We start from the raw sequence: 23,615 nt of genomic DNA, 5'->3' as shown, positions 1-23,615 counted from the left end.
GGTCGTCCACGCAAAAATCCGACCGTATAGTTTAGCTGATTGGGAAAGTTCTATTTAATCCATCGAATTTAATTTAATCCGCAAAATTTAATCCGTGTAATCCGGGAAATGTATTCCGAAAATTTCCACCCGAATAGAAATAACGTTTTGAAAGACGGCAGCTAGTCTTCTCTGGGCAGGAAGGCAATCCCGCAGGCACCGGGACCGACATGCACGCTCAGCATCTGAGAAATTGCGGCCGTCTGCGCAAGAATCTCCTGTCCGACGACTTCACGCAGAGCGCTCTGCAGGTCGCGCATCGGCTGTTCATCCAGACCGGTATAGCCCACAAACACCGGGCGATTCTCATCGATGCCGCAGTCTGCGGCGAGTTCGGCCACGCGGCGAATTCCCTTTTTCGTACCTCGCGTTTTGGCACAGGCTGTGATTTCTCCGTTTTCGTCAATCGTCACCAGAGCCCGTACGCCCGCAAGATCGGCCAGAGCCGCTTTGGCTGGCGAAATCCGTCCGCCTTTCTTGAGATATTTCAGCGTGGGAAGCATCGCAAACAGACGTACCTGCTTTTTCTCTTTCTCGATTGTCTCAATAATCTCTTTCGCGCTTTTCCCCGCATTTCGCAGTTCAAGCGCGCGGGCAACGAGAACGCTTTGCGAAAGGCAGGCCTGTCCGGAATCGATCAGATGGACGTTTTCCTGCCACGCTTCGTGATCAAGCAGAGCCAGTCTGGCGGAATTGTACGTTCCGGAAAGCGAGGAAGAAAGCAGCAGAGCGATCACTTCATCTCCTCTGGATGTCAGTTCTTCAAACACCGCTTCAAAAGCGCTCGGCGAGGGCTGACTGGTGCTGAGTACATTCGACTCTTCTTCGAGAAGGGCGAAAAAGTCCTCGTTTTCAATCGGGTGCTCGAGCAGCTTTTCGTTGACGCAAATGGGAAGCGAAACGACGCGAAGGCCTTCCTGTTCCTCTTCCTTTAATTCCTGAGCACTGTCGGTAACAATCCAAATCATAGTCTGTGTTCCTTTTCTTTTTTGTGTTGGATATGCCTTCCTGTACGGAAAGGCTTACGCGTTTTTCGTTTTTCCCTTTTCGGTACGGCGGGAAGGCTCCGTGTCGGCATGCGCGTTCAGCGCCTGTTTCTTTTCCTGAATCATTTCCTCAAGCCGGGCACTGAGCTGATTGGAAAACTGATAAAACGCTTCCCACTGCTCCATCTGAATGCAGGCGTGGGCGCCTTCAAAGATGTGCCCGCATTCTCGGGCGAGATATTCCATGCGCTCCTTGCCTTTGGGGCTCAGCCGGTAGCGGGCGCGATACTGGCTGGTATCTTCCTTTTCAATCCAGCCGCCGGCGCAGAGTTCGCGCAGAGCGCGGGAAATCTGGGCCTTGTCGGTTCGGGTGATCTGGATCAGCCCTTCCGGGTTCAGGCCTTCTTCGCTGGAATACAGGGCGATCAGCACATTGAGATCGGAGCCGCGAAGCCCTTCCTGCTGCATGTACAGCAGGCGAATCCGGTTCATCTGCTTTTCCAGAGCGCCTACCGCATTAAAAAACTGAAGAATCTTATCCGTATGTGACATGCCCGTACTGTAGACATTTTTTGTTGATAGGTCAACAATTTAATTGTCCAGAGGCTCGATTTTGCGGTTTTGGATGCTTTGCGAAAGATCGAAACCGTTTGCACAAGGAAATCGACCAATGCGCTTTCCGACATCCCTTGGATTCTTTTTTGATGATCCTCATGCTTTTTCATCCATTCGTCTGGCTGCCTGAAAAAGGTTCTGGGCGACACCAGAGCATTCGCCTATACTGAACGGGATCAAAAAGGAGAGAGCCTATGGCAGAAATCAGTACTTGTTCAAAACGAATTTTACGGAAAGCCGGCCTGGCGGATCTGGAAACGCTCTGCCGCTTTTTCCAGAACGTCTGCGACCGCCTGAATACGCGAATCAACTATCCGCTCTGGAACTGGGGGATCTATCCGGATGAATCGGTGCTTCATGAGGCAATCGTTCAGGAAGAAATGGTCGTCTTCTGCGAAAAAGAACGCATTGTGGGCGCTGCGCGCATCAGCCCGTATCTGGAAGGCATGGACGCCTTTGAATGGACCGACTTGCGTTTCAACTGCATTCATCTTTTCTGCATAGACCCGGATTTTAGCGGCCAGAAGCTGGGTGATGTCTTTCTGGGCCAGATTTTAAGTCAGCTTAAAAAAGAGGGCTATGCATCTGCGCGTCTCAATCTGATCGCGGGCAATGCGCCGGCCAGAGCGCTGTACGAGCGCGCCGGCTTTCATTCCAAAGGTACGAGTGAAGTTCTTCTCGAAAAAGAAGGCACATTGCCTTTTGAACTGATGGAATACATTTTTCCTGTACAAAACGGATGAATTCGACCAGTCTGCCTGCAGGCAGACTTTTCTTTTTGTGAAATGGCCAGTATTTCCGGTTTTCTCGCATGGCTTTCGGATTCGATGTCACTTTTTATCATTCCTGTTTGGATAACCGAACGGATACCGGAAAGATTATTGCTCAATCCTTTCCATTTCCTTACAATAAAAGAGAACGCTTTCATTTCGTTTTCCATTAATTTTCATCACTGGAATTCATGGATGGCGAGATGATTTTTTCTTTATCTAGAGTCGATCCGTCTTTCTTTTGCGATCTTCTTTGCGCAGGACCGGGCCCCTGCTGACGAAAAAAATTCGAATGCCTGTCTCAAACCGACAGACGTTTTGCACTGGACGCATTTCACAAGGAAAACCGGATGGATTTCGGGCACAGATAAAGACACTGCAGAAAGGAAAACTATGAAAAGAAGAACGAATCTGCTTGCAGTCCTTCTCAGCGTGACCATGACGGCCTCCGCAGCCGCTTCCTCTTTCCCTGTTCTTGCACAGAGTGACGCCGACACGGTTATGCCGGCGGATGCGTCGCTCGTGGAAGAAACCATTTCCTTCAGGAAGACGACAGGAACGACCAATAAGTTCACCTTCTCTTCCGGAAACTGGGAAGCGGGCAGCGATGCCCATACCTGGTCAAAGACACCGGATGCGGCCAATCCGTCCGCTCTCTGGTATCAGGTTGATTTTGTCGGCAGCGAAATCACCGTCTATGCCGGCAAGAACCATCCGATGGGCAAAGTGGAATACTTCATCGATGGAGAATCCCAGGGCGTCTACGATCTGTATAACGCCTCCAATATCAATTCCACTCGGATCGCGACTTTCAGCGGCCTCAGCGAAGAAGCGCATGTGTTCAAAGCCGTCGCAACGGGCGAGAAAAACGCTTCCGCCTCCAATACGCTGATCGACTGCGCCAACGTGGTCATTAAACATGCGCCGTATACGCTCACTTCGATTTCAAGTGAAGAAACGCATTACGACCTGTACGCCGGAGCCGAACAGCAGCTGTCGATCGCGGCTGTACCGGACTATGCCACGACAGGCAATCTGACGTACACCTCGAGCGACAGCGAAATTGTGAGCGTATCGAGCACCGGTCTGGTTCAGGCGAAAAAAGCCGGAACCGCCACCGTCTCGGTAACGTCCGACACTCTGCCGGCTGCCCAGCCGCTGGTCATCTCATTTACCGTAACCGAGGCTCAGGCGGAACTGTCCGGTTCCATTGTCGATACGAACCATCAGTACACCCAGAGTACGTACGATTCCGTCAAGACGATGGGTACGCTCTCCAAAACGCTGAGCGCCTGGAAAAACGACAAGGCCGTCAGCCAGCTCGTTCTGGTTTCGAAAAATGCGCCGCTCACCAATCTGTCCATTACCGCTTCCGACTTAAGCGGAACCGGTTCGTCCAAAATTGCCAAAGAAAACGTAAAGCTCGATTTCATCCAGTCGACCAAAGCCTATAATGGTTCCTTCCTCGGCTACGGCAGCACTACCCGTCCCGTTCCAGCCGATAACGGCACCAACCGTTCGGAATCTTCGGACATCCTGAATGGCAATGCCCCCATTACGCTGGCCGCTTCGCGCGTCCAGCCGGTCTGGGTAGAAATTGCGATTCCAGAAGACACAGCAGCCGGAACCTATACCGGTAAACTCAGCGCCACCGCCGACGGACTGGAACATCCGATTGAATTCACCTACACCGTCGCGGTACGCGACGCCGTTCTGCCGGATGCGACTGACTTCAAAAATTCCTTTGACATCGAACTCTGGCAGTATCCGTATTCTTCCGCGGAATATTACGGCGTTACGCCATTCAGTGACGAGCATCTCGAACTGCTGCGTTCCAGCATGGAAATTTACAAGGAAATCGGCGGTCATGTCATTACCGCGACGATTTCTGAAGAAGCCTGGTCCGGTCAGACGTATTCCGCTAACGACATCCACTATCCGTCGATGGTCAAGTGGACGAAAAATGCGGACGGAACGTTTACCTACGATTTCACCGCCTTCGACAAGTGGGTTTCCTTCTGCAAATCCATGGGAATCGGAGACAAGATTGTGCTTTACTCCATCGCTCCGTGGCACGGAAGCTTTACGTACTGGGACAACGGCACGCTTGTGAAGGAAGCCTTCACCGCCGGCAGTGCACGCTACAACGAAGTCTGGGGCGATTTTCTCGAGAAAATGGGCGCCCATCTCGTTCAGAAAGGCTGGTTTAACGACGCTTATATCGGCATCGATGAGCGCGGCTTCAACACCAGCGCCTTTGATCTGATCGACAGCACGCAAATTTCCGACGGCCAGTACACCGTCACCTTCAAAACGACAGGTTCGATGGACGGCTTTACCAACGCCAGCAAGTTCGCCATGGCGCTTCGTCTGACCGAACTGAACGTCGGCGACAATGCCGCAGCTGCCCATTCGAAGGAATTTGCGGATCTCGTTGCCCAGCGCGACGCCAAAGGCCTGCGCACTGCGCTTTACTCCTGCACCGAGCACAGTCCGGGCAACTTCTCGCTTTCCGCGCCGGTAGAATCGTACTGGAGCGTCATCAACGCCTCCGAAAACACGGACGGCTTCATGCGCTGGGCATACGATGCCTGGGTTGCCGATCCGCTGCGCGACACGACCCACAACGCCTTTGAACCGGGAGACTGCTTCCTTATTTATCCGGATGAAAAAGAGGCAAAAAACCCGACGTCCAAACGTTCGCTGCGTCTGGCCCGCATGGCCGAAGGCGTACGCGACGCCAACAAGCTGCGCCAGATGGCTGAGGAAGTACCGGATCTCGAAGGCGCGATCCAGTCGCTCTACGATTCCCTGACGACCGTCGCCGGAACTGCGCATTCCTATCTTGGCGAAGCCAAAGTCAATACGATGGGATCGGAAATGGACGCCTTCAAGGAAGGCATCGACACTCTTACAACGCAATACATCGTCAAAAAAGCGAACGCCACGGATACTGTGACTTCCGTAACCATTACCCCGCCGCAGTCGACTGCACTGCAAATCGGCCAGTCGCTGCAGCTGGAAGCCGTCGTAGCCCCGGATACGCTGACCGATCATCGCGTTACCTGGTCTTCTTCGGAAAGCAGCGTGGCTTCCGTAAATGCAGACGGTCTGGTCACCGCAGCAGGTACCGGTACAGTGACCATTACCGCAGCTTCCGTCAAGGATCCGACCAAGACCGCGACGATCACCCTGAGCGTTTCGCGCGGCGGCATCGAGGAATCCAAACGCTATTCCGCCTATTCCTTTGAAAACAGTGCCAATGACCTGTGGGGAAACCGCAACGGAACCCCGATTGTCGAAAGCGGTCTGTCCTATGTGGACGGCTATTCCGGCAAAGGCCTGCACATGAATGCAGGAAGCGGCTTAAGCTTTACGAAATCGGAAATTGGAAACAGCGATCCCTGGACAATTACGTACTGGGTCAAAGCCGATACGATCACCGGCAAATCCCTGATCACGCAGGACAGCGAAGAAAAATTTGCGACCGCGCTCAAGATGGCCGACGATCGATACTCCGGTTTCCGTGTCGGTACCAGCAGCGCCGATGTGCTCACCTTTGCCTACGGCTTTGAAGCCGGCCAGTGGTATCACGTGGCCTGGACCCAGTCGAAGACAAACGGCCTGAAGCTGTACGTCAACGGCGAAGAAGTCGCCACAAACACCTGGACCACGAACAACACGACCGTCATTCCTTCCGATATTCTCGGTAAGAGCGACTTCGCGGGCACGGTCGATGAACTGCGCATTTACGATGCCGAACTGACCAAAGCGGAAATCGGCATCGATCAGCTCAAACCGGGTCTGAACATCACCGTCCGCAATAAGACGCTCCAGATTTCCAAGGACAGTACACCGACCTGGCAGATTCCCGTTACGCTCAACAGCGACGAAGAACTCGAAATTACCTATACTTCGAAAAATCCGGAAGTAGCCACGGTCAGCAGTACCGGCGTGGTTACCCCAGTCAAGGCAGGAACAGCCCAGATTGAAGTCAAAGCCGGCACGTACACGGAAACCGTCACGATTACCGTAGAACGGCAGATCACGCTGATGAAGACGGTTCCGTACTACGATCTTCCGGAAAAATTTGTGACCGACGTCCATAAACCGGCCGACGGCGATGCCAATCAGTACTTTGGCCAGCCGGATATGATCCGTACAAATACCGGCCGTCTGATCACCGCCTTCCCGCAGGGACACGGCCATGGTCCGCTCATCATGAAATACTCCGACGATGACGGCGAAACGTGGATTCAGAAAGACGACATTCCGACAAGCTGGGCAACGTCCATGGAAACGCCGACGATGTACGTTCTGAATCTGGCCGACGGAACTGAGCGCATCATGCTCATTACCGCGATGCCGAACTGGTCTGGAAACCAGAACGGCGGCTGGCGCACCTCCTATTCCGACGACAACGGCGAAACCTGGACTGAATACCAGCTGTTCCATCCGAAAAATGATGACGGCAGCAAGCGCTGGACGATTGTCGGCATGTCGAGCCTCATTCAGCTCAAGGATGAAAACGGAAACGACCGCCAGGCGTGGATGGGCATTTACCACGATTACAGCTACACCAACTACAAATCGATTCTGACGTTCGATGAAGACGGAAACGAACAGTGGAGCGATCCCGAACCGATTCTGACTCCGTATCGAAACATCGAATCCGCCAATCAGCTTTGCGAACTCGGCCTGTTCCGCTCCCCGGACGGCAAGCGCATCGTCGCCCTCGCCCGCAATCAGACGCACCAGGGCTACGCCATGATGACGTACTCCGATGACGAAGGCGAAACCTGGAGCAAGCCGACGAACCTGCCCGGAAACCTGGCTGGCGAACGCCATAAAGTCGTTTACGATCCAATCAGCGACCGCCTCGTCATTACGTACCGCGACATTGTCTACGACAAGGACGGCAACGGCATCCACGACAACTCCAACGACTGGGTAGCCGGCGAATGGGTAATGTGGGTTGGAAGCTACGAAGACCTCATGACACAGGGCGACGGCGATTACATGGTAACCATCGCCTACGACTATGCGCCGAATGAAAAATCCGGTGATACCGGCTATGCGGGTCTGCTCGTTCTCGATGACGGCACCCTCATGATGGACAGCTACGGTCACTTCGACGAAGAGTATTCCAAAAACCATGGAAGCAACGTCCGTACCGACCGCTGCTACATTAAGTTCGCGAAGTTCAAGCTCGGCGACATTGAAGAAACGTACGGTCTGACCGATAAGAGCGCTCTGCGCACGTACGTAAACGGTTCAGCGATTTCTTCCGTTCGCGAAGCCGACTTTACAGCGGAAAGCTTTGCGCCGTTTAAGGGTGCGCTCGAACAGGCGAATACGATTCTTTCCGGTTCTTCCTACCAGCAGATCGAAGTCGATCGCGCACTGAAAGCTTTACAGGATGCGTATGCCGGACTCGTTCCCGCCGATGGACTGAACCGAAAGCCGCTTGAGATGGTCTGCGCCAAAGCCGATCGTCTCAACCTGTCCAGATTCCGTCTGACCAGCGCGCAGAAAGACGCGTTCAATCAGGCGCTCGCGCAGGCACATGAAGTTCTGAGCAGTTCCTCGACAACACAATCCGCGCTCGACGCGCAGGCCCTGGCGATGCAGAACCGTCTGCTGGCCCTGCGTCTTAATCCAGGCAAGGAAGCGCTCAATACGCTGAAATAGTCTTTGCCTGCACGCTTTTCCCAGAACTGTAAATTCATGCAGACATTCCTGTCTGTTTGAAAATGAACGTTTTCTCGCCTCCGGACCTTCTGGCGTCCGGAGGCGTTTTTTCTGGAGCAGGCAGACACCCCCTTTGCGATATGCCATACTGGACACAGCTTTTCCAGACCGGAAATTTTAAAACCATTCGGCCAAAACGTATACGCCGGCCAAAAAGAAGAAGGCGCCTGAAAGAATAAGCCGATCGAATAGATATGCAGAAGAAGATAAAGCGGAAAAAGGAGATTTGGCTATGCGAAAAACCACACTGTTTATTGCGATGAGCCTGGACGGCTATATTGCCGATGCAAAGGGCGGCGCAGACTGGCTGGACGGACAGGACCCAGATGCAGTCGCCGAGGATTTTTATGCCGAATTCATCAAAACGGCGGATACGGTTCTGATGGGCTGGAACACGTTCGATCAGATCGTGCGGGAACTTTCGCCTGACGAGTGGCCTTATTCCGGTCTGAGCACGTACGTCTTTACCCATCGAACGCTTCCCGATTCAAAAGACATTCACTTTACGAAAGAAGATCCATGCACCCTTCTGAAGCGTCTGAAACAAGGCGGAGGAAAAGACATCTGGATTTGCGGGGGCGCCCGTCTGATTGAGGGCATCGTACAGGAAGAGGCGATCAATCCGTTCTGGATTACAGTTATTCCTGTGCTGCTTGGCGGGGGCATCCGGCTGTTTCCGACGCTTAAAGCGCCGCAGGAACTGGCCCTGGTTCATGTACGCCATTCCAACGGAATGGTCGATCTGCTCTATCGAAAACGATAAGTTTTCCTTTGGCGTTACTGCGCATTTGGCTCGTTCTGTCTAGCCGTTTTCGGCAATCCTTCTGGCATATCGGAAGAATCCTCGATTCGAACCGCTTAAGATAATGAGTATGGATACTAAACCCGTTACGAATTTTTCTGCAGACTCCGCTCAGAACCCTTCCGCGCAGGCAAAAGAGGCGCTTGCCGAAAAAGACGCCGCTATCAAGTCCCCGGATCATTCCCAGGACCATTCCGCGAAAGCATCCGTCGGGACGGCAAGTACGCCCGAGACGGCCAAAGATCAGGAAGCCATGAAAAAAGGCGCTGCGGTGCGCCGGCGCAATCTGATCATTTCGATCGTCTTTGGCATTCTTTTCTTTGTCGTTCTGATCTGGCTGCTGCGTTCGTCCTCCTCGGCGACCACGCAAAAAATTCAGCACGCGATTGAATCCGCCGGAATTTTCGGTCCGATTCTCTTTGTTCTGCTCAGCGTCTTCACCTCGTACATTCCAATCGTTCCTTTAGGATCGATGGGATCAATCGGCATCGTTCTCTTTCATCCGCTGCCGGCTTTCTTTCTGAACACGCTTGTTTCCTACATCAACTGCATTCTCGCCTTCTGGCTGGCCAGAAAATGGGGCACCCGCTTCATTTACCAGATCGCCTCGCCAGAAACGGTCGACAAATACGAGAAGCGCCTGAAAAACAGCCGTCACTTTGAACTCATCTTCTTTCTCTGGATGATGATGCCTGTCTCGCCGGACTTGCTGCTGTGCATGCTGGCGGGGCTGTCGAGCATGAAAGTCAGCCATTTTCTCGCGATCATCCTGGTCAGCCGCCCGTTCTCCTCGTGGTGCTATTCCACCGGCATGCTCAAGGTGTTCGAATGGATCCGAAAAGCAGTCCATCTCTAAAGCGTTCTGCAAAAAAATCGTGCAAAAAAAATGGAGTCCTTTTTCCAGAGGCAGTTCTGGAAAGGGGCTCCTTTTTTGACGTGTACTTTGGGTTTTGAAATTTCGTTTTGAACTGTTTCTTCTGTCCACGTTTCTGGATTCTGCTCTGGATTTTCCAGAAACGCGAATCCGAAAGCGGTCAGAGCGGTCAGATCCTGCTGGGGGAGACAGGATCCACCGGTTTTATCGTTTTTACGCCGCTGTTTCGTCGCTGCTCGCAGCATCCTGGGCGGCATGGCCGTTCGGACCTTTCATGTAGCGGTCCATCTCTTCGGCAATCTGTCGGGAGAGCGCTACGGCGTGCACAACGGTTTTCGCGCCGGTTACGACGTCGCCGCTTGCGAATACGCCCGGCATGGTCGTTGCGCCGATCTCGTCAATTTTCAGGTTGCCGCGGTCGTTGAGCTTAAGATCCGGATCGCGGGAAACGAGACGGGTCTGCGGAACCTGCGAAATGGCTACGAGAATCGTGTCGGCTTTTTCCAGCTTCGCGGAGTCTTCGATCAGCGTGATGTCTCCGTTTTCTTCGACTTTTGTGTCGACGAGCACGACGCCTTCATCAGTAATGCGGATCGGCGCCTTGTTGAAAACGAACTGAACGCCGTCGATTTTTGCGTATTCCACTTCTTCATTCGAAGCGGTCGGCGAATCGGTACGGACGTAAACCACGACTTCGCGGCTGCCTTTCCGAATGGCGGTACGGGCCGCATCCATCGCCGCATTGCCGGCGCCGATGACCGCGACTTTATCGCCTAAATCGTAAACGTTCGGATTGTTCAGGTAGTTCACCGCGTACTGCACGTTGCCGAACGTTTCGCCGGGAATGTTCAGGCGGCGCGGCTTCCATGCGCCGGTGCCGACAAAGACGGACGCGTAGCCGTCATCGAGCAGATCCTGAATGGAAACGGAACCACCGATCGCCATGTTCGGACGGAACTGAATGCCAAGCGCCTTCAGCTTCTTGTAGTAGCGGTCCAGAATCGAATGCGGCAGACGGTATTCCGGAATGCCGTAGCGCATGATGCCTCCGATTTTTTCACGGACTTCAAAAATGGTGACTTTGTAGCCTTTCTGACGCAGCGAAACCGCGATCGTCAGGCCGGCTGGACCGGCACCGATGACAGCGACGCGCTTGCCGTTTTCCGGTTCCATGGACAGCTGAATGCGTTCAAAGCAGGAGTTGGAAATGTACTGTTCGATATCGCTGATGGCTACAGGATTGCCTTTAATGCCGCGCACGCACGCGCCTTCACACTGCTTTTCGTGGTTGCATACGAGGGAGCAGACGATGGACAGCGGGTTGTTTTCAAAAAGCATCTGCGCCGCATCGAGCACTTCATGGTTTTTGAGCTTGCGGATCATTTCGGGGATATTGGTATGAATCGGGCAGGCCTGACGGCATCTTGGATTCTTGCACTGCAGACAAGCCGATGCTTCGGTAAGAATATTGTTCATGTCTAAGTTTCCTTTCTTGTTCTCTGAGGATTGAAAATCCGCCATTCTGCCTCAGGCAGGGCACAAAGCGGATCGGTGATGAAGGAAATATAGAGGCGTACAATACAGGTGTAAAGCTTTACAACGGCGGCATCACACGATTTTCAATGTATTCCCACCTTTCTAACGTGTGTCTTTACACGAAGAAAGATCCTTTCCTGTTTTGCCGCGCATATTGGCTCATCCCTGAGTGCAAAAGAAAAGCCGGTCGCTCGGACCGGTCTGTACTGCCTGCTCAGAATAACCTGCACAGGATAAGGAGAAAGAAACATGAAAACCGTTCTCGTTTTTGAAGCGTTAAAAGAAGAAGACCGCCGGGCGCTGGAACAGGAATTTGGCGGCCTCCATTTTGTCTATGGCGACAATCCAAACTGGCCCGGCTATCTCGACACCGCCAGTGCCATCGTGGGCTTTCTTCCTGAAGAATACCGTTTTCTACTGAAATCTCTGCCCGCGCTTGAACTCGTTCAGCTTCCGTTTGCGGGCTATGAAGGCTGGCCGGAACGCGTGGCGTGTCCATTAGCCAACGCTTCAGGCAGCTTTGGTCTGGCGATTTCCGAATATCTGATCAGCGCCATCCTGTTTTTTTATCGCCGCTATCCGTTCCTGCTCGAAAACCGGAAGAAGAAGGAATGGAACCGGAATATCGGCACGATCGATTCCATTTACGGCAAGACGATTCTCGTTCTGGGCTGCGGCGATCTGGGTTCGACGTTCGCCCGCTCCGTCAAGGCGCTGGGTGCCCATACCATTGGACTGGCCCGCAGACGCCGAACAGTTCCGGGCTTTGATGTGGTCGATACGCTCGATCATCTGCACCGCTACCTGCCGTTAAGCGATATCGTAGTGGGTACGCTGCCTTCCAGTCCGGCTACCCATCATCTTCTGACGCTGGACGATTTTTCGCGCATGAAGCCAGACGCGCTGTTTGCGAATGTGGGACGCGGCGATCTGGTCGCCCTCGATGTCCTGGAAAAGGTCATGGCGCAGCATCGGATTCGCGGCATGATTCTCGATGTCTGCGAAATCGAGCCGCTTCCCGCAGACTGCCCGCTTTGGGAAGACGAAAATGTATTCATCACGCCGCACATTTCCGGCGATGAATCGCTGCCGGAAACGAAAAAACGTCTCTGGCAGATTATCCGCACCAACCTGCACGCCCTCGAACAGGGAGAACCGTTCATTCACATCGTCAACCGTCCGCAGTCCGATCGCTCCTGAGCGGACGCTCGACAGGATCCAGTCTGGACGTTCTGACTCTCCTGGACGCTTTGGCCCTCTGCGCCTTGCTGAATCTGGCCATTTCTGCTTATCACCAGATTTTTCCAATCCCGAAAAAGGCTCTGCATCTTCCTTAACCAAAAGGAGATACAGAGCCTTTTATGTACTTTTAAATATTTTGAAACACTTTGAAATGCGGCGCATCTCCTCCCTGTATGTACAGGAAGAAAATGTGCGCGGTCCTGTCGATTACGGACGGACTTATTTTACCGTTACCGAGATGATGTGCGGGTTGGCGCCTTCATACCAGTAGAGGAAGCCTTCGCAGTCGATCACATCGCCGACTTTGAGTTCCTGTACGGTTTTGTACACTTCGCTTTCCTCGCCGGTCAGATAGGACTCAACAACGAAGGTGTACGTCTTGCCGTCTTTGGAAACGTTGAAGTACAGGTCATCGCCTTCGCTTCCGGATCCGTCGTAGTTATACAGGAACGCTTCTTCGCTGCCTTCCTGTGCGGGTTCTACAGTAAGATCCTTGAAATCCACCAGCTGGTTCTGATGCTTGATCAGTTCTTCTTCATTGCCCAGCAGATCGGTCACATCGACCGGTTCGGCTTTCCAGGTTTCGCCTTCGATCAGTTCTACTTCAGCGCCTTCTGCGATTTCCACTTCGCCAGACCATTCGGTCTTGTAGCCTTTGACTTTGATTTTGGCGCCGTCGGTCAGCTTGTCATACAGATCCTGAGATACAGCAGCGTTGTAAATGAAGTAAGCGCCGTCTGGATCCTGCGCGTAAATCGTTGCCTTGTCTTCCCACCAGGCCTGTTTTGCCTGTACGAACGCTTCGATCGTTACTTCGCTTTCGAGTTCAGCATCCGCGTATTCCTGATACGTCATGACGCCTTCCGATTTTGCGGAGGGATTTGCAGCAGCGGCACTGTCCGCTGTGCTCGAAGCACTGCTCGAGGCTGCCGGGGTCGAGTTCGAGCAGCCGGCAAAGACCATGCCTGCGCAGACAAGCAGAGAAGCCAGAGCTGTTTTTTTCATTCTTTTTCTCCTTGGGACAGAATCTTCTGTCTCTTTTCTAATGGGGATTCCATCCAGACACCACTACGAAGCGATCAGGAACGGTTCGTCATCCCGCTCCTTGAGGATCGTCCGGTCAGCGCCCTGAATGGTTTTTCCACGGATAGTGTACTTGGTTTTTTCATGCGGTGAAATCTTTCCCGATCGAATCGCTGTTTTTTTCCGCTGCGTTTGAAGATCAGAAAAAATCGTGCGAAAGGAAACGGGATGAAACCGTTATCTCCTCGATCCCTTCAAGCTGAAATTTCAGGAGCTTCAGGCGTTTTTCGCTTTTCTTCGTTTCTGAAACAGCCAGACTGCACCGAGAATGACCCACGTCAGTGCAAGCAGAGAAAGAAACCAGACCGAAGAGGCGGGCATCGGGCCCAGATCATGAATCGTCCCGGATCCGGAAGAAATCTGATCCAGACGGTAGAGGGAGGAAACCTTTTCGTACAGTTCGTCGATATAGGCATCATCGACGGTCTGCTTGCGTCTCGTCGAGCGGACGACATCTTCAATGAGCTCGCCGGCCGCGTTGCGCAGCGAAGCCGAGCCGTTAAACACCGGGGTGGTAAACGTATCGTCCAGATGATCCATGAGCAGTTTCGCCGCTTCGATTTTGATCGCGTAATGCTCCTCATTATCCGTGCCAGCCTTCGCCAGATAGTCCTGATACGCCGGATCTTCTAAAGCCTTATGCGTAACGGGAAGATAGCCTTCCGTCTTCGCGTAGCCGATCTGCGGTTCGTTGGAAAGCATGTACTGCACGAACAGCCAGGAGGCGAGTACTTCCTGCGGATCTTCCTTGCCAAATACGGCCATGGACGGTCCCTGCGAAATCATGAGACTCTGGTTTTCGCTCATCTGCGGCACCGGACGAACGACGGTTTCAAATTCCGTGAAGGCATCCGGGCTGATGTCCGAAAGCGGAGCCTCCGCGCCCATCCACGTGGATCCGGCTGTGGAGTCTACCGCAAACAGCGTCTGCGAGGCATTGAGCAGATTGGCGGGATAGCCGGACACTTTAAAGGTTGAAAACGCGCCGTCCCTGGTTTCCTGCGCAATTTTCTTCAAGTCTTCGCGCGTCATGTCGTTAAAAATTTCAATTTCGCCCTGCTCGGTGCTGTAGCCGGCGTCCTGCTGCTTCAGCATCTGGATCATCATATTGTCGGTGGACTTGTAAATAAAGGGGATCAGCGTTTTCTGGCTGTTGAGGGCGTACGTTCCGTCCGGATTTTTCTGTTCGATCGCTTTATTGGACACTTCCCAGATCCAGTCCCACGTCACGACATCCGGGACGGAATAGCCAAGCTTTTCGACCAGCGTCTTATTGATGTAGAGCGCTTCGGTCGAACGCATGAAGGGCATCGCGTACTGCGTTCCGTCAATGACGCCTTCCTGTACAAACGAATCGACCATTTCATCGGCCGTCGGCCCGTCAAATTTGAGGGCACTGCCGCCCAGACCGTATTTTTCGTCCGCCATCAGCGCATCGAGACCGACGACGGTCCCGTTCTGCTGGATGTAGGACGCGATATGGTCGGGATAGGTAATCGCCACATTGGGCGTGGTATCCGTCGCAATGTTGGTGATGACGTCGTTGTAAATCTTCCCGTAGTCCGTATACAGCTTCAGATTGACCTTGATGTTTGGATAGAGCGCTTCAAAGTCTTCGATCGCCTTTTTGTAGACATTCGTCTGGTTTTTGTTCGTATCGTTTTTCGCCCAGAAGGAAATCTCAATCGGACGGCTTTCGTCGAGCGCTTCGGGAATCACAAAGGCGCTTTTCGCTTTGGCGCCATGGCAGCCGGAAAGCAGCAGACTCATGCCCGCTGCGGCCGCGCAAAGCAGCCGGGGCAGCCGTTTTCGAAGGCGCTTCATCCTTTGGTTCCTCCTTTGACGACGCCGGACATGATCTGGTTTCGATACACCAGGAACAGAACGATCAGGGGAATGCTGATGACGACGACCGCCGCCATCATCGCCGGAATGTTCGCCCGGCCAAAGCCGCTTTCGCGGATTTGCTGGATGCCGTTGGAAACCAGAAAGTATTTCGGATCATCGGTGACAAGGCTTGGCCAGATGTAGCTGTTCCAGCATTCGATCACCTTGAGAATCGTAATCGTAACGACCGTCGGACGGCACATGGGAACCATGATTTTCCACAGGTATTTCCAGTCCGAAGCCCCGTCGATTTTCGCCGCATAGTACAGCGAATCCGGGATCTGCGCAAAGCTTTCCCGCAGCAGATAAATGTAAAAAATGGAAGTGACCGAAGGCAGAATCAGACCCAGAAAAGTATTGCGCAGATTCAGCTCGGTCATCGTCTGAAAATTGGTAATGATGACCAGTTCATTGGGAATCATCATCAGCGCCAGAAAGCCGGTAAAAACCAGGTTCTTCCCTGGAAAGTCCAGCCGGGCGAACGCAAAGGCCGCCAGAATGGTGACAAAGACCATCAGAACCGTAGTAACGATGGTGAAAATGACCGTATTGAGCAGATACCGTCCCAAATCGACTTCCGTAAACGCGTAAAAATAGTTTTCCAGTGTCGGCGACAGCGTAAACAGCTGGGGAATGTATTCCGCGTTGTAGGCGCCGTATCCTTTTAAGGACGTCAGCACCATCCAGTAAAACGGAAAGAGAACCGCGATCGCCCACAAAATCAGAAACAGCCAGGTGAGTGGTTTGAATTTTTTCATAGTGTGTCTCTCCGTTTTTTCAGCTGTAGTGGGTATATTTTTTCGAAACCATCAGGTTGATGACCGTAATCGTCAAAATAACCAGAAAGAGCAGAATGGCCGCCGCGGACGCATAGGACGGATAGCCCCCGCCATCGCGGTAAAGCATGTCAAAGACGTAGCCGACCAGCGTGTTCATTCCCGCCGCATTCAGATTCGTGCCAAACAGGGCAACCGCATCTGAATACGCCTTGAACGCGCCGATAAAGCCGGTAATGACCAGATAGAACACCGATGGGGAAATCAGCGGCAGCGTGATTTTGTAAAACATGCGCCAGGAGCTGGTGCCGTCTACGCGGGCCGCGTCGTAATACATTGGATTCACGCTGGCCAGTGCGCTGGTCAGAATCAGGATTTTAAAGGGCATGACGATCCAGATCGTGTAAAAGCAGAGCACAAACATCTTGGCCCAGTACGGACCTTCGATAAAGTCGACGGAAGAGCCGCCGCACATATGGATCAGCATGTTCACAAAGCCTTCGGAATACGGCGTCTGCTTGAACAGCACCATGAAGACCATGCCGACTGCGAGGGTATTGGTCACGTACGGCAGAAAGTAAATCGTCTGAAACAGCGAACGCAGCTTTTGAATGCGGGTCAGCAGAAAGGCGATTGCCAGCGACAGACCGGTGGAAATCGGCACCGTAATGATGACGAGCAGAAACGTATTGACGAGCGCCTGCGTGAAATAGGGATCGTGCAAAACGTAGTCGTAGTTGTACCAGCCAATGCCCGCGTACGTCTGCGCGGCGGAACTGTAGCCTTCTTCAAAGGAATAAATCAGCACGTCGATGAGCGGATAAATCAGAAAGACAGCCAGAAACACAAGCGCCGGCAGCAAATACAGAAAACCCTTGTATTTTTGCCAGCCTTTTTTCAGGCACCCTTTTCCCTCTGTGCGCCCGTTTGCGCTTTTCATGCCGCTTCCTCCAGAACGATCGCGGCTTCTACAACTTCTTCAGCCGCTTTTTGAAGAGGCTGAAGATCGGCCACAATCCGGTTTCCGCTTTCGGGTTCAAAAAGAAAGACTTTTTTCAGCTTGAGATCAAAATGCACCTCCTGCTGATTTTCGGCGAGAATCTGCAGATCTTCCGCCGAAAGAATCGAGCGAACGACCGGATTCATGGACGCCTCGTTTTCGGAAACGATGCTCATGTCCCGGCCGGTAATTTCGGTACGGATCATGCGATCGCAAAGGGCGCCTTCTTCCTTGAGGAGAAAGCCTTCCGGGCGGACGCCGACATGCACCGGCTGATCGGACGCGCTGAGCACACGCGCCACAGGATTTTCGCCGATGTACAAAATCTGATTTTCAATTTTGCCGTGAAACATGTTGATGGGCGGCAGGCCGAGAAACTGCGCGACAAACTGATTGGCCGGATTGTCGTAAACCTTCTGCGGGGTGTCGATCTGCTGCACCCGGCCTTCCTTCATGACGACAATGAAATCCGAAATGCTCATGGCTTCATCCTGGTCATGCGTAACAAAAACGGTCGTAATGCCTGTTTCCTGCTGGATGCGGCGGATTTCTTCCCGGGTCTGCAGGCGCAGACGGGCATCCAGATTGGAAAGCGGTTCGTCTAGAAGTAGAACTTTAGGCAGTTTGACCAGAGCACGGGCAATCGCCACGCGCTGCTGCTGTCCGCCCGAGAGTTCCTTAGGCTTGCGTTCGAGCAGATCTTCGATGTGAACAAGCCGTGCCACTTCTTCGACGCGGGCTTTTCGTTCTTCTTCGCTGAGTTTCTGATCGCCCTTGAGGTTTTCCAGCGGGAAGCAGATGTTGTCAAAGACGCTCATATGGGGATAGAGGGCATAGTTCTGAAAAACCATGCCGACCCCGCGTTCCTGCGGTTCAAGTTCCGTGACGTTCTGATCGCCGAAAAAAATCTCGCCGGAAGTCGGCTTGAGCAGGCCGCTGATCATGTTGAGCGCCGTGCTTTTTCCGCATCCGGAAGGGCCGAGCAGCCCGCAGAGTTTTCCGTTGGAAATGGTGAAATTCAAATCGTCGGCAGCGACGACTTCTCTGCTGTTCTTTTTTCTTCCCCGTGCGGGAAAGATTTTGGTGATGTGGTCCAGTACGATATCCATCCTGGCTGATCCTTTCTCTGGGTTGGGATTCCATGCAAGTGCGTTTCAGCCATTTGTTCTGGCTGATGTCTTCAGAATACCATCCCCGTTTTCCCGGACAGGTTTTCGAGAAAATCGAATTTTCCATGAATGTCGATTTCTGTACACCCGGCTTTGCGTGCCGGGCTTTCTTTTGCCTGTCCGTTTCTCTTTTCGCTTCGTTTTGAAGCGTATGCACTTTTTTATACAGGCTCAAAATCGGTCTGTAAATATATGACTTTTCCCGTGATTTTCCTATTTTCTGGTATTTTTCTCGAAAGTTCGGGCGGAAATCCGCTCAAACCGTCATGCTTTTTACAAATGCAACCGGCAGTTGACGGATTTCCAGCTGACAGGTTCTGTCTGGAACAAATGTCCTTCGATACAATGCAGGCACACAAGTCCACAAGGAGGAAATATCTGATGATTTTCGCAGACAAACTGATTGAACTGCGCAGGCGAAACGGATGGTCCCAGGAAGATCTGGCGAGCCGGCTGAACGTTTCCCGCCAGGCGGTCGCCAAATGGGAAGGCGCCCAGACCGTTCCCTCGCTCGATAAGATTTTGCAGCTTTCCGAAATTTTTGAAGTGTCCACAGACTATCTGCTCAAGGACAACGCCCCGCTGGTCACCATTGAGGAAGAAGAGTCTTCCCTTCCGACTCTGAGTCTGGAAGACGCCAACCGTTTTCTGGATCTGAACCGCCTGAACGCCTGGCGCGTCGCCATTGGTGTGGTTCTCTGTATCCTGTCTCCCGCCGTGCTGATCGGGCTCAGCGCTTTTACGGCTCTCCCTTCTTCCCTGATTTCCGAAAATATGGTTGCCGCGCTTGGCGTCTCCGTACTTCTGGTTCTGGTCGCCATCGCCGTGACGCTCTTCATCTGGTCGGATCAGATCATGAAGCCGTGGAAAACGCTGGAAACCGGAGACTTCAGCCTTGGATACGGCGTAAAAGGCCTGGCCGCACAGAAAAAGAAAGCTTTTGCCAGAACACACACGCTTTCGACCATTATCGGGATTGTCTTCTGCATTCTTTCTCCGATTCCGCCGATTTTCTCTACGCTCTTTATTCATCAGGAATTCTCTGCCGTTCTTTCCGTCACTGCCCTGCTGCTTCTGGTTTCCATCGGCGTCTTCTTTCTCGTCTGGTCGTCCATCACGCAGTCCGGATTTGAAAAAATTCTCTCCGAAGGCGACTATTCTTCAGAAAACCGGAAAATGGAAAAACGGATGGATCCTGTTGCCTCGATTTACTGGTGTCTGGCCACAGCCATTTATCTGGGCTGGAGCTTTGCGACCGGAAACTGGGATCAGACCTGGATCATCTGGCCTGTCACCGGCGTGCTGTTTGGAGTGGTTGCGGTAATCGTCCGTCTGGTCACGCAGAGAGAGGATACAGACAGCTGAGACGTCAGACATTTAAAATCACTTTGCTTTTCTGGCGGGCTGCCTCCTTTTTCAGGAGCGGCTCGCTTTTTTATTTGTATCGGTTTTCTTTCCGTCGATTTTCCGGATTGGGTGCCCTCCTTTTTCCTTTTCGTGTATCGATTGCAGACATTGATTTCTCCTGTCGATCGTATCTTTGAAAAGCGCCAAAAAGATATCGTTGACCGATATATCGTCTCCTGATATAGTCAAATCAGATATAACATGTCACGATACATCGAGCGACGACAGGAGGTACAATGCTATGGGACAGGATCTGCCGTTAACGGAAACGCTGTTTTACATGCTTCTGGTTCTTCATCACCCGCTGCATGGATATGGAATTTCCAAGGAAGTGGAACAGATGACGCATGGACGCGTCGTACTGGGCGCCGGAACGCTCTATGGCGCGATTAAGAATCTGCAGAAGAAAGACTGGATCCGGGTGTACCGGGAAGAACCCGACAGTCGAAACAAAAAGGAATACATCATCACCGATCTGGGAAAAGAAGTCTTTGATCAGGAAATTCATCGACTGGAGGGCATGCTCAGAGACGCCAAGGAGAATAAAGAATGAAACAGTTCAGGCTCATGTTCGACAAAGACCGCGAAATCGAATATCTCAACGAAATGTGCGCGAAAGGATGGGCCCTGAAGCGCTTTAAGTACGGTCTCTATACCTTTGAACCGTGTAAACCGGGCGAATGGCAGTTCGACTGCGATCTCAACGACCGCGGGTTTGGCGTATCCCGGGAATATCGTCAGATTCTGAAAGATATGGACATTGAATTTCTCTGTACTTCCGGCTTCTGGTTCCTGGTGCGCCGAAAAAGCGAGTACGGTCCTCTGCATCTGTATACCGATCCCGATTCCCAGCTGGAGCAGCTCAAGCGGATTCGTAAGATGTTCAAAGCCGTCTGCGTGATCGAACTGGCTGCTTCCATGATGGAATTTTATGCGGCGGTGGAAACCAGACAGATGTTTTACTGGATCCTTACCCTCCTGCTGGGACTCATGACGATTGTTCTGATGAATGCGCTGCGCGCCTATAACCAGAAGATCTGGACTCTGGAAGGGCGGAGCCCTGAAGAAAAGGAAAGAAGGCCCAGTCTTGTTCTTGTCTGCGGAATGCTTCTGTACGCCATTTCTCTTCTGCTTCCGGCTTCCATCCTTTCTTTTCGGTACTTTCTGATGGGAGGATCCATTACCCTGGAACTTATTGGCATTTATAGGATGGTGGCAGATCGTAAATCGTCGCTCTGAAACCCGTTAAACTGCGAAACGCAAAATAAAAAGTAAATAGGAAAAGACCCGTCCTCTGACTTTTTCCTTTCGAAAAAAGCCATAAGGACGGGCTTTTGTGTGTCTGGCTGATGGCGTTGATGCAAGGCGGATCAATCTCAGTCTGTCTGAGGACTGGTTTTATCTTTCACATACCGCACTGTGTTTTACTCGCAGACCGCGCTCATTTTTTCGGCAGCGGCGGCTGGAGCTGTCGTTTCCGTTTTGGACTGACTGAGTTTTCTCCAGGTATGAACATAAAGAATCAGCGCCAGACCAAAGGACAGTACGTCGGCAGCCGGCTGTGCCCAGACCAGTCCGGTAATTCCCATAGCGGCTTCAAGAAGATACATTGCGGGAATGAAGATCAGGCCCTGGCGGCTCACGTTAATTACAAAGGATGCCGCTGCAGCCCCCATCGCCTGCAGCGCGTTGGTAAGAACGTAGTAGACGCCGAACAGAAAGCTTGTGGTTAACAGGATGTGAACAAAATGAACCGCATACGTATAGGCTGTCGGATCGGTCAGGAACACACTGACAATCTGGCCGGAAAAAACGAAGCAGATAACGGTCAGCGCCAGTCCTAAAGACAGGGAAAACAAAATGGAGAAGCGGCTGAATGCCCTGCCCGAGTCCCATGCAGATCATGCCGGTAATGGTAATGACTTTCATGGCTACGCCCATGGCCGCCACCGCCATATCCCCGTACTGTGCCATAGGCTGTTGATCAGAATCTGAGAAACGCTCATCAGCAGCGAACCGAGCGCCGCAGGAATGCCGATGATCAGAACACTGCTGCAGACTTTTTCTTTTACTGTGAACTCTCTGGGGTGAATGCTGAGACTGGATTTGCCGCTCAGGAAATAAAAGATGTAATACGCCGCCCCAATGACATTTCCGATCACTGTCGCGATCGCAGCACCAGCTACGTTCCAGCCAAAGCCTAAAATCATAATCGGATCCAGAACCACGTTAATCAGGTTGCCGAGAAGCTGACCCATCATGGCTTTTCCGGATTCGCCTTCCGCACGGATCACATTCGCGTAGCAGTTGGAAACCAGAACAAACGGTCCGCTCCAGGCGACGATCCACAAATAGGTTTTCGTCATTTCCCACGTTTCGGCGCTTGCGCCGATCAGAGTAAGAATCGGATCCATAAAAATCAGAAAGACAGGGCTCATCGCCACATCAAGAACAACGCAGCTCCACATGCAGAAAGAGCAGACCTTTCTGGCATGATCCTTTCTTCCCTCGCCAAGGGCACGGGAAATTACGGACGTACCGCCAATGCCGAAAATCGTTCCCGCTGCCATGAACAGCAGGAAAACCGGCGTCGCCAGCGATACTGCCGCGACCTGCAATGCGTCGTGGGTCTGTCCGATAAAGAAAGTATCAGCCAGGTTATAGACGAGTACCATCAGCATCCCCGCCATAGCCGGCAATGCGTTTTTGAATACAGCCTGCGCGACAGGCATGGATTCAAATATTTCCATCGATTTATCTTTCATAACTCTCTCCATTCCATTTTTCGATCTACGTTTCCGCCATTTTCAAAAGCAAGCGATTGATTTGAACATACCGATCCATGCGCCTGGCTGCCTGCGAAGGGAGCCGGCATCGTTTTCTCATTTGTGTATGTCCGGTTTCCGTTTTAACTGTGATATTTCAAAAGCAAGCGATCGATTTCCGCGTTAGTATCGCCCGTCAGGGCGAAAGCCCGCGGGCGTTTATTTTACATTTTCGTAAACTCTTTTCAGCAGTCCGTGGAAGACAGCCTGCTCTTCCTCTGAAAATCCGGTAAACAGAGTCTGTTCCAGTTCCTGGATATCCTTCTTCGCTTTTTCACAGCGTTTTTTCCCGTCTTCGCTCAGACGAACCAGCTTCATCCTTCGATCCTTTTGATCGGTAAAGCTTTCCACCAGTTTCTTAGCGACGAGCCGGCTGACAATTCCGACACAGGTAGACTGCGCAACACCTAGAATTCGTTCGAGTTCCTTAAAGGAGTACGTATGATTTTCTTTCTCATCCAGGGAAAGAAGAACCCAGACCTGAACCATGGTCAGATCATCCGCGCGCAGGGAATTGTTTACCCGCCGCTCAATCGCATCATTCAGCATTTTGATCAGCTGTCCGCTGTTTTCCTTATCACTCACAAGAACACCTCCGCTCTTAACAGAAGCTATCATACCGTTCAACAGCATACTGTCAATAGTAAGCTATGTATTTGCTTAAAGCCAGCCGGCTTCCCTCGTGTTCAGGACTGGATTGCCGAATTCCCAGAGTCCGTTTGCGCAGATGAGGAAATTGCTCTCTTTGTGTCCAGTTTTCGGGGAAGAGTTTAGTCAGTGCTTATCAAAAAAGAGGAATAGAACTTTCCCAATCAGCTAAACTATACGGTCGGATTTTTGCGTGGACGACCAC

Annotated in this window: 19 protein-coding genes; 8 read left to right on the top strand and 11 right to left on the bottom strand. The window is 52.2% G+C overall.

Features of this window, described 5'->3' with window-relative positions; translation table 11 throughout:
- Window positions 1–161: 161 nt before the first annotated feature.
- On the bottom strand, window positions 162–1,007 hold the full coding sequence (locus ACLUYS_RS03900) for a DegV family protein (protein WP_412659151.1): 846 nt from the start codon (window positions 1,005–1,007) through the stop codon (window positions 162–164).
- Window positions 1,008–1,061: 54 nt separating this feature from the next.
- The gene (locus tag ACLUYS_RS03895) at window positions 1,062–1,517 is read right to left on the bottom strand and encodes a MarR family transcriptional regulator (RefSeq protein ID WP_412659149.1); all 456 of its coding nucleotides are present in this window, start codon (window positions 1,515–1,517) and stop codon (window positions 1,062–1,064) included.
- A 317-nt stretch (window positions 1,518–1,834) separates the two neighbouring features.
- On the opposite strand from ACLUYS_RS03895, the gene ACLUYS_RS03890 reads away from it, so the two are divergent.
- The 4 genes from ACLUYS_RS03890 to ACLUYS_RS03875 all read left to right on the top strand — a co-directional run bounded on the left by ACLUYS_RS03890 (window position 1,835) and on the right by ACLUYS_RS03875 (window position 9,819).
- Window positions 1,835–2,383, top strand: coding sequence for an N-acetyltransferase family protein (locus ACLUYS_RS03890; protein ID WP_412659148.1), 549 nt, complete (start codon window positions 1,835–1,837; stop codon window positions 2,381–2,383).
- Between the two features lie 420 nt (window positions 2,384–2,803).
- Window positions 2,804–8,101, top strand: a complete 5,298-nt coding sequence (locus tag ACLUYS_RS03885; RefSeq protein WP_412659147.1) for a glycoside hydrolase domain-containing protein — start codon at window positions 2,804–2,806, stop codon at window positions 8,099–8,101.
- A gap of 292 nt (window positions 8,102–8,393) precedes the next feature.
- A complete protein-coding gene (locus ACLUYS_RS03880) occupies window positions 8,394–8,924 on the top strand; it encodes a dihydrofolate reductase family protein (RefSeq protein WP_412659146.1) in 531 nt (176 codons plus the stop codon).
- 109 nt (window positions 8,925–9,033) lie between these two features.
- Window positions 9,034–9,819: a TVP38/TMEM64 family protein gene (locus tag ACLUYS_RS03875; RefSeq protein WP_230268092.1), complete on the top strand. Its 786-nt coding sequence runs from the start codon at window positions 9,034–9,036 to the stop codon at window positions 9,817–9,819.
- 231 nt (window positions 9,820–10,050) lie between these two features.
- Here the strand turns inward: ACLUYS_RS03875 and ACLUYS_RS03870 are convergent, their stop codons facing one another.
- A complete protein-coding gene (locus ACLUYS_RS03870) occupies window positions 10,051–11,358 on the bottom strand; it encodes an NAD(P)-dependent oxidoreductase (protein ID WP_255658325.1) in 1,308 nt (435 codons plus the stop codon).
- A 264-nt stretch (window positions 11,359–11,622) separates the two neighbouring features.
- Between ACLUYS_RS03870 and ACLUYS_RS03865 the strand changes: the two genes are divergently transcribed.
- Window positions 11,623–12,573: a D-2-hydroxyacid dehydrogenase gene (locus ACLUYS_RS03865; protein ID WP_288339249.1), complete on the top strand. Its 951-nt coding sequence runs from the start codon at window positions 11,623–11,625 to the stop codon at window positions 12,571–12,573.
- A gap of 261 nt (window positions 12,574–12,834) precedes the next feature.
- Here ACLUYS_RS03865 and ACLUYS_RS03860 read toward each other — a convergent pair whose 3' ends face one another.
- The 5 genes from ACLUYS_RS03860 to ACLUYS_RS03840 form a co-directional block, all read right to left on the bottom strand.
- Window positions 12,835–13,620: a hypothetical protein gene (locus ACLUYS_RS03860; RefSeq protein ID WP_412659145.1), complete on the bottom strand. Its 786-nt coding sequence runs from the start codon at window positions 13,618–13,620 to the stop codon at window positions 12,835–12,837.
- Between the two features lie 294 nt (window positions 13,621–13,914).
- The gene (locus ACLUYS_RS03855) at window positions 13,915–15,522 is read right to left on the bottom strand and encodes an ABC transporter substrate-binding protein (RefSeq protein WP_412659143.1); all 1,608 of its coding nucleotides are present in this window, start codon (window positions 15,520–15,522) and stop codon (window positions 13,915–13,917) included.
- Window positions 15,519–16,343: a carbohydrate ABC transporter permease gene (locus ACLUYS_RS03850; RefSeq protein ID WP_230268087.1), complete on the bottom strand. Its 825-nt coding sequence runs from the start codon at window positions 16,341–16,343 to the stop codon at window positions 15,519–15,521. The genes ACLUYS_RS03855 and ACLUYS_RS03850 overlap by 4 nt, the downstream gene beginning before the upstream one ends.
- A gap of 19 nt (window positions 16,344–16,362) precedes the next feature.
- A complete protein-coding gene (locus ACLUYS_RS03845; protein WP_412659142.1) occupies window positions 16,363–17,301 on the bottom strand; it encodes a carbohydrate ABC transporter permease in 939 nt (312 codons plus the stop codon).
- Complete coding sequence (locus tag ACLUYS_RS03840) at window positions 17,298–18,470, bottom strand: ABC transporter ATP-binding protein (protein WP_230268085.1); 1,173 nt, start codon at window positions 18,468–18,470, stop codon at window positions 17,298–17,300. Before ACLUYS_RS03840 ends, ACLUYS_RS03845 begins: the two co-directional genes overlap by 4 nt.
- Window positions 18,471–18,911: 441 nt before the next feature.
- Here ACLUYS_RS03840 and ACLUYS_RS03835 point away from each other — a divergent pair, with 441 nt between their 5' ends.
- From ACLUYS_RS03835 to ACLUYS_RS03825, 3 genes are all read left to right on the top strand, one after another.
- Complete coding sequence (locus ACLUYS_RS03835) at window positions 18,912–19,895, top strand: helix-turn-helix domain-containing protein (RefSeq protein WP_230268084.1); 984 nt, start codon at window positions 18,912–18,914, stop codon at window positions 19,893–19,895.
- 283 nt (window positions 19,896–20,178) lie between these two features.
- Window positions 20,179–20,490 carry a PadR family transcriptional regulator gene (locus ACLUYS_RS03830; protein ID WP_230268083.1) on the top strand — a complete coding sequence of 104 codons (312 nt, stop codon included), beginning with the start codon at window positions 20,179–20,181 and terminating at the stop codon, window positions 20,488–20,490.
- On the top strand, window positions 20,487–21,176 hold the full coding sequence (locus tag ACLUYS_RS03825) for a DUF2812 domain-containing protein (RefSeq protein ID WP_230268082.1): 690 nt from the start codon (window positions 20,487–20,489) through the stop codon (window positions 21,174–21,176). Before ACLUYS_RS03830 ends, ACLUYS_RS03825 begins: the two co-directional genes overlap by 4 nt.
- Window positions 21,177–21,361: 185 nt before the next feature.
- Here the strand turns inward: ACLUYS_RS03825 and ACLUYS_RS03820 are convergent, their stop codons facing one another.
- The 3 genes from ACLUYS_RS03820 to ACLUYS_RS03810 all read right to left on the bottom strand — a co-directional run bounded on the left by ACLUYS_RS03820 (window position 21,362) and on the right by ACLUYS_RS03810 (window position 23,347).
- Entirely contained in the window at window positions 21,362–21,796 is a 435-nt protein-coding gene (locus tag ACLUYS_RS03820; RefSeq protein WP_230268081.1) for an MATE family efflux transporter, read from the bottom strand.
- Window positions 21,797–21,868: 72 nt separating this feature from the next.
- Window positions 21,869–22,702, bottom strand: coding sequence for an MATE family efflux transporter (locus ACLUYS_RS03815; RefSeq protein WP_412659139.1), 834 nt, complete (start codon window positions 22,700–22,702; stop codon window positions 21,869–21,871).
- Window positions 22,703–22,921: 219 nt separating this feature from the next.
- Window positions 22,922–23,347: a MarR family winged helix-turn-helix transcriptional regulator gene (locus ACLUYS_RS03810; protein WP_230268079.1), complete on the bottom strand. Its 426-nt coding sequence runs from the start codon at window positions 23,345–23,347 to the stop codon at window positions 22,922–22,924.
- Between the last annotated feature and the right edge of the window lie 268 nt (window positions 23,348–23,615).

Origin of the sequence: Allobaculum sp. (genome assembly GCF_047010065.1) — a bacterium.
Lineage (GTDB): Bacteria > Bacillota_I > Bacilli_A > Erysipelotrichales > Erysipelotrichaceae > Allobaculum > Allobaculum fili.
The sequence above is the reverse complement of the archived record's forward strand: the minus strand, read 5'-3'. Positions and strand labels throughout refer to the sequence as shown.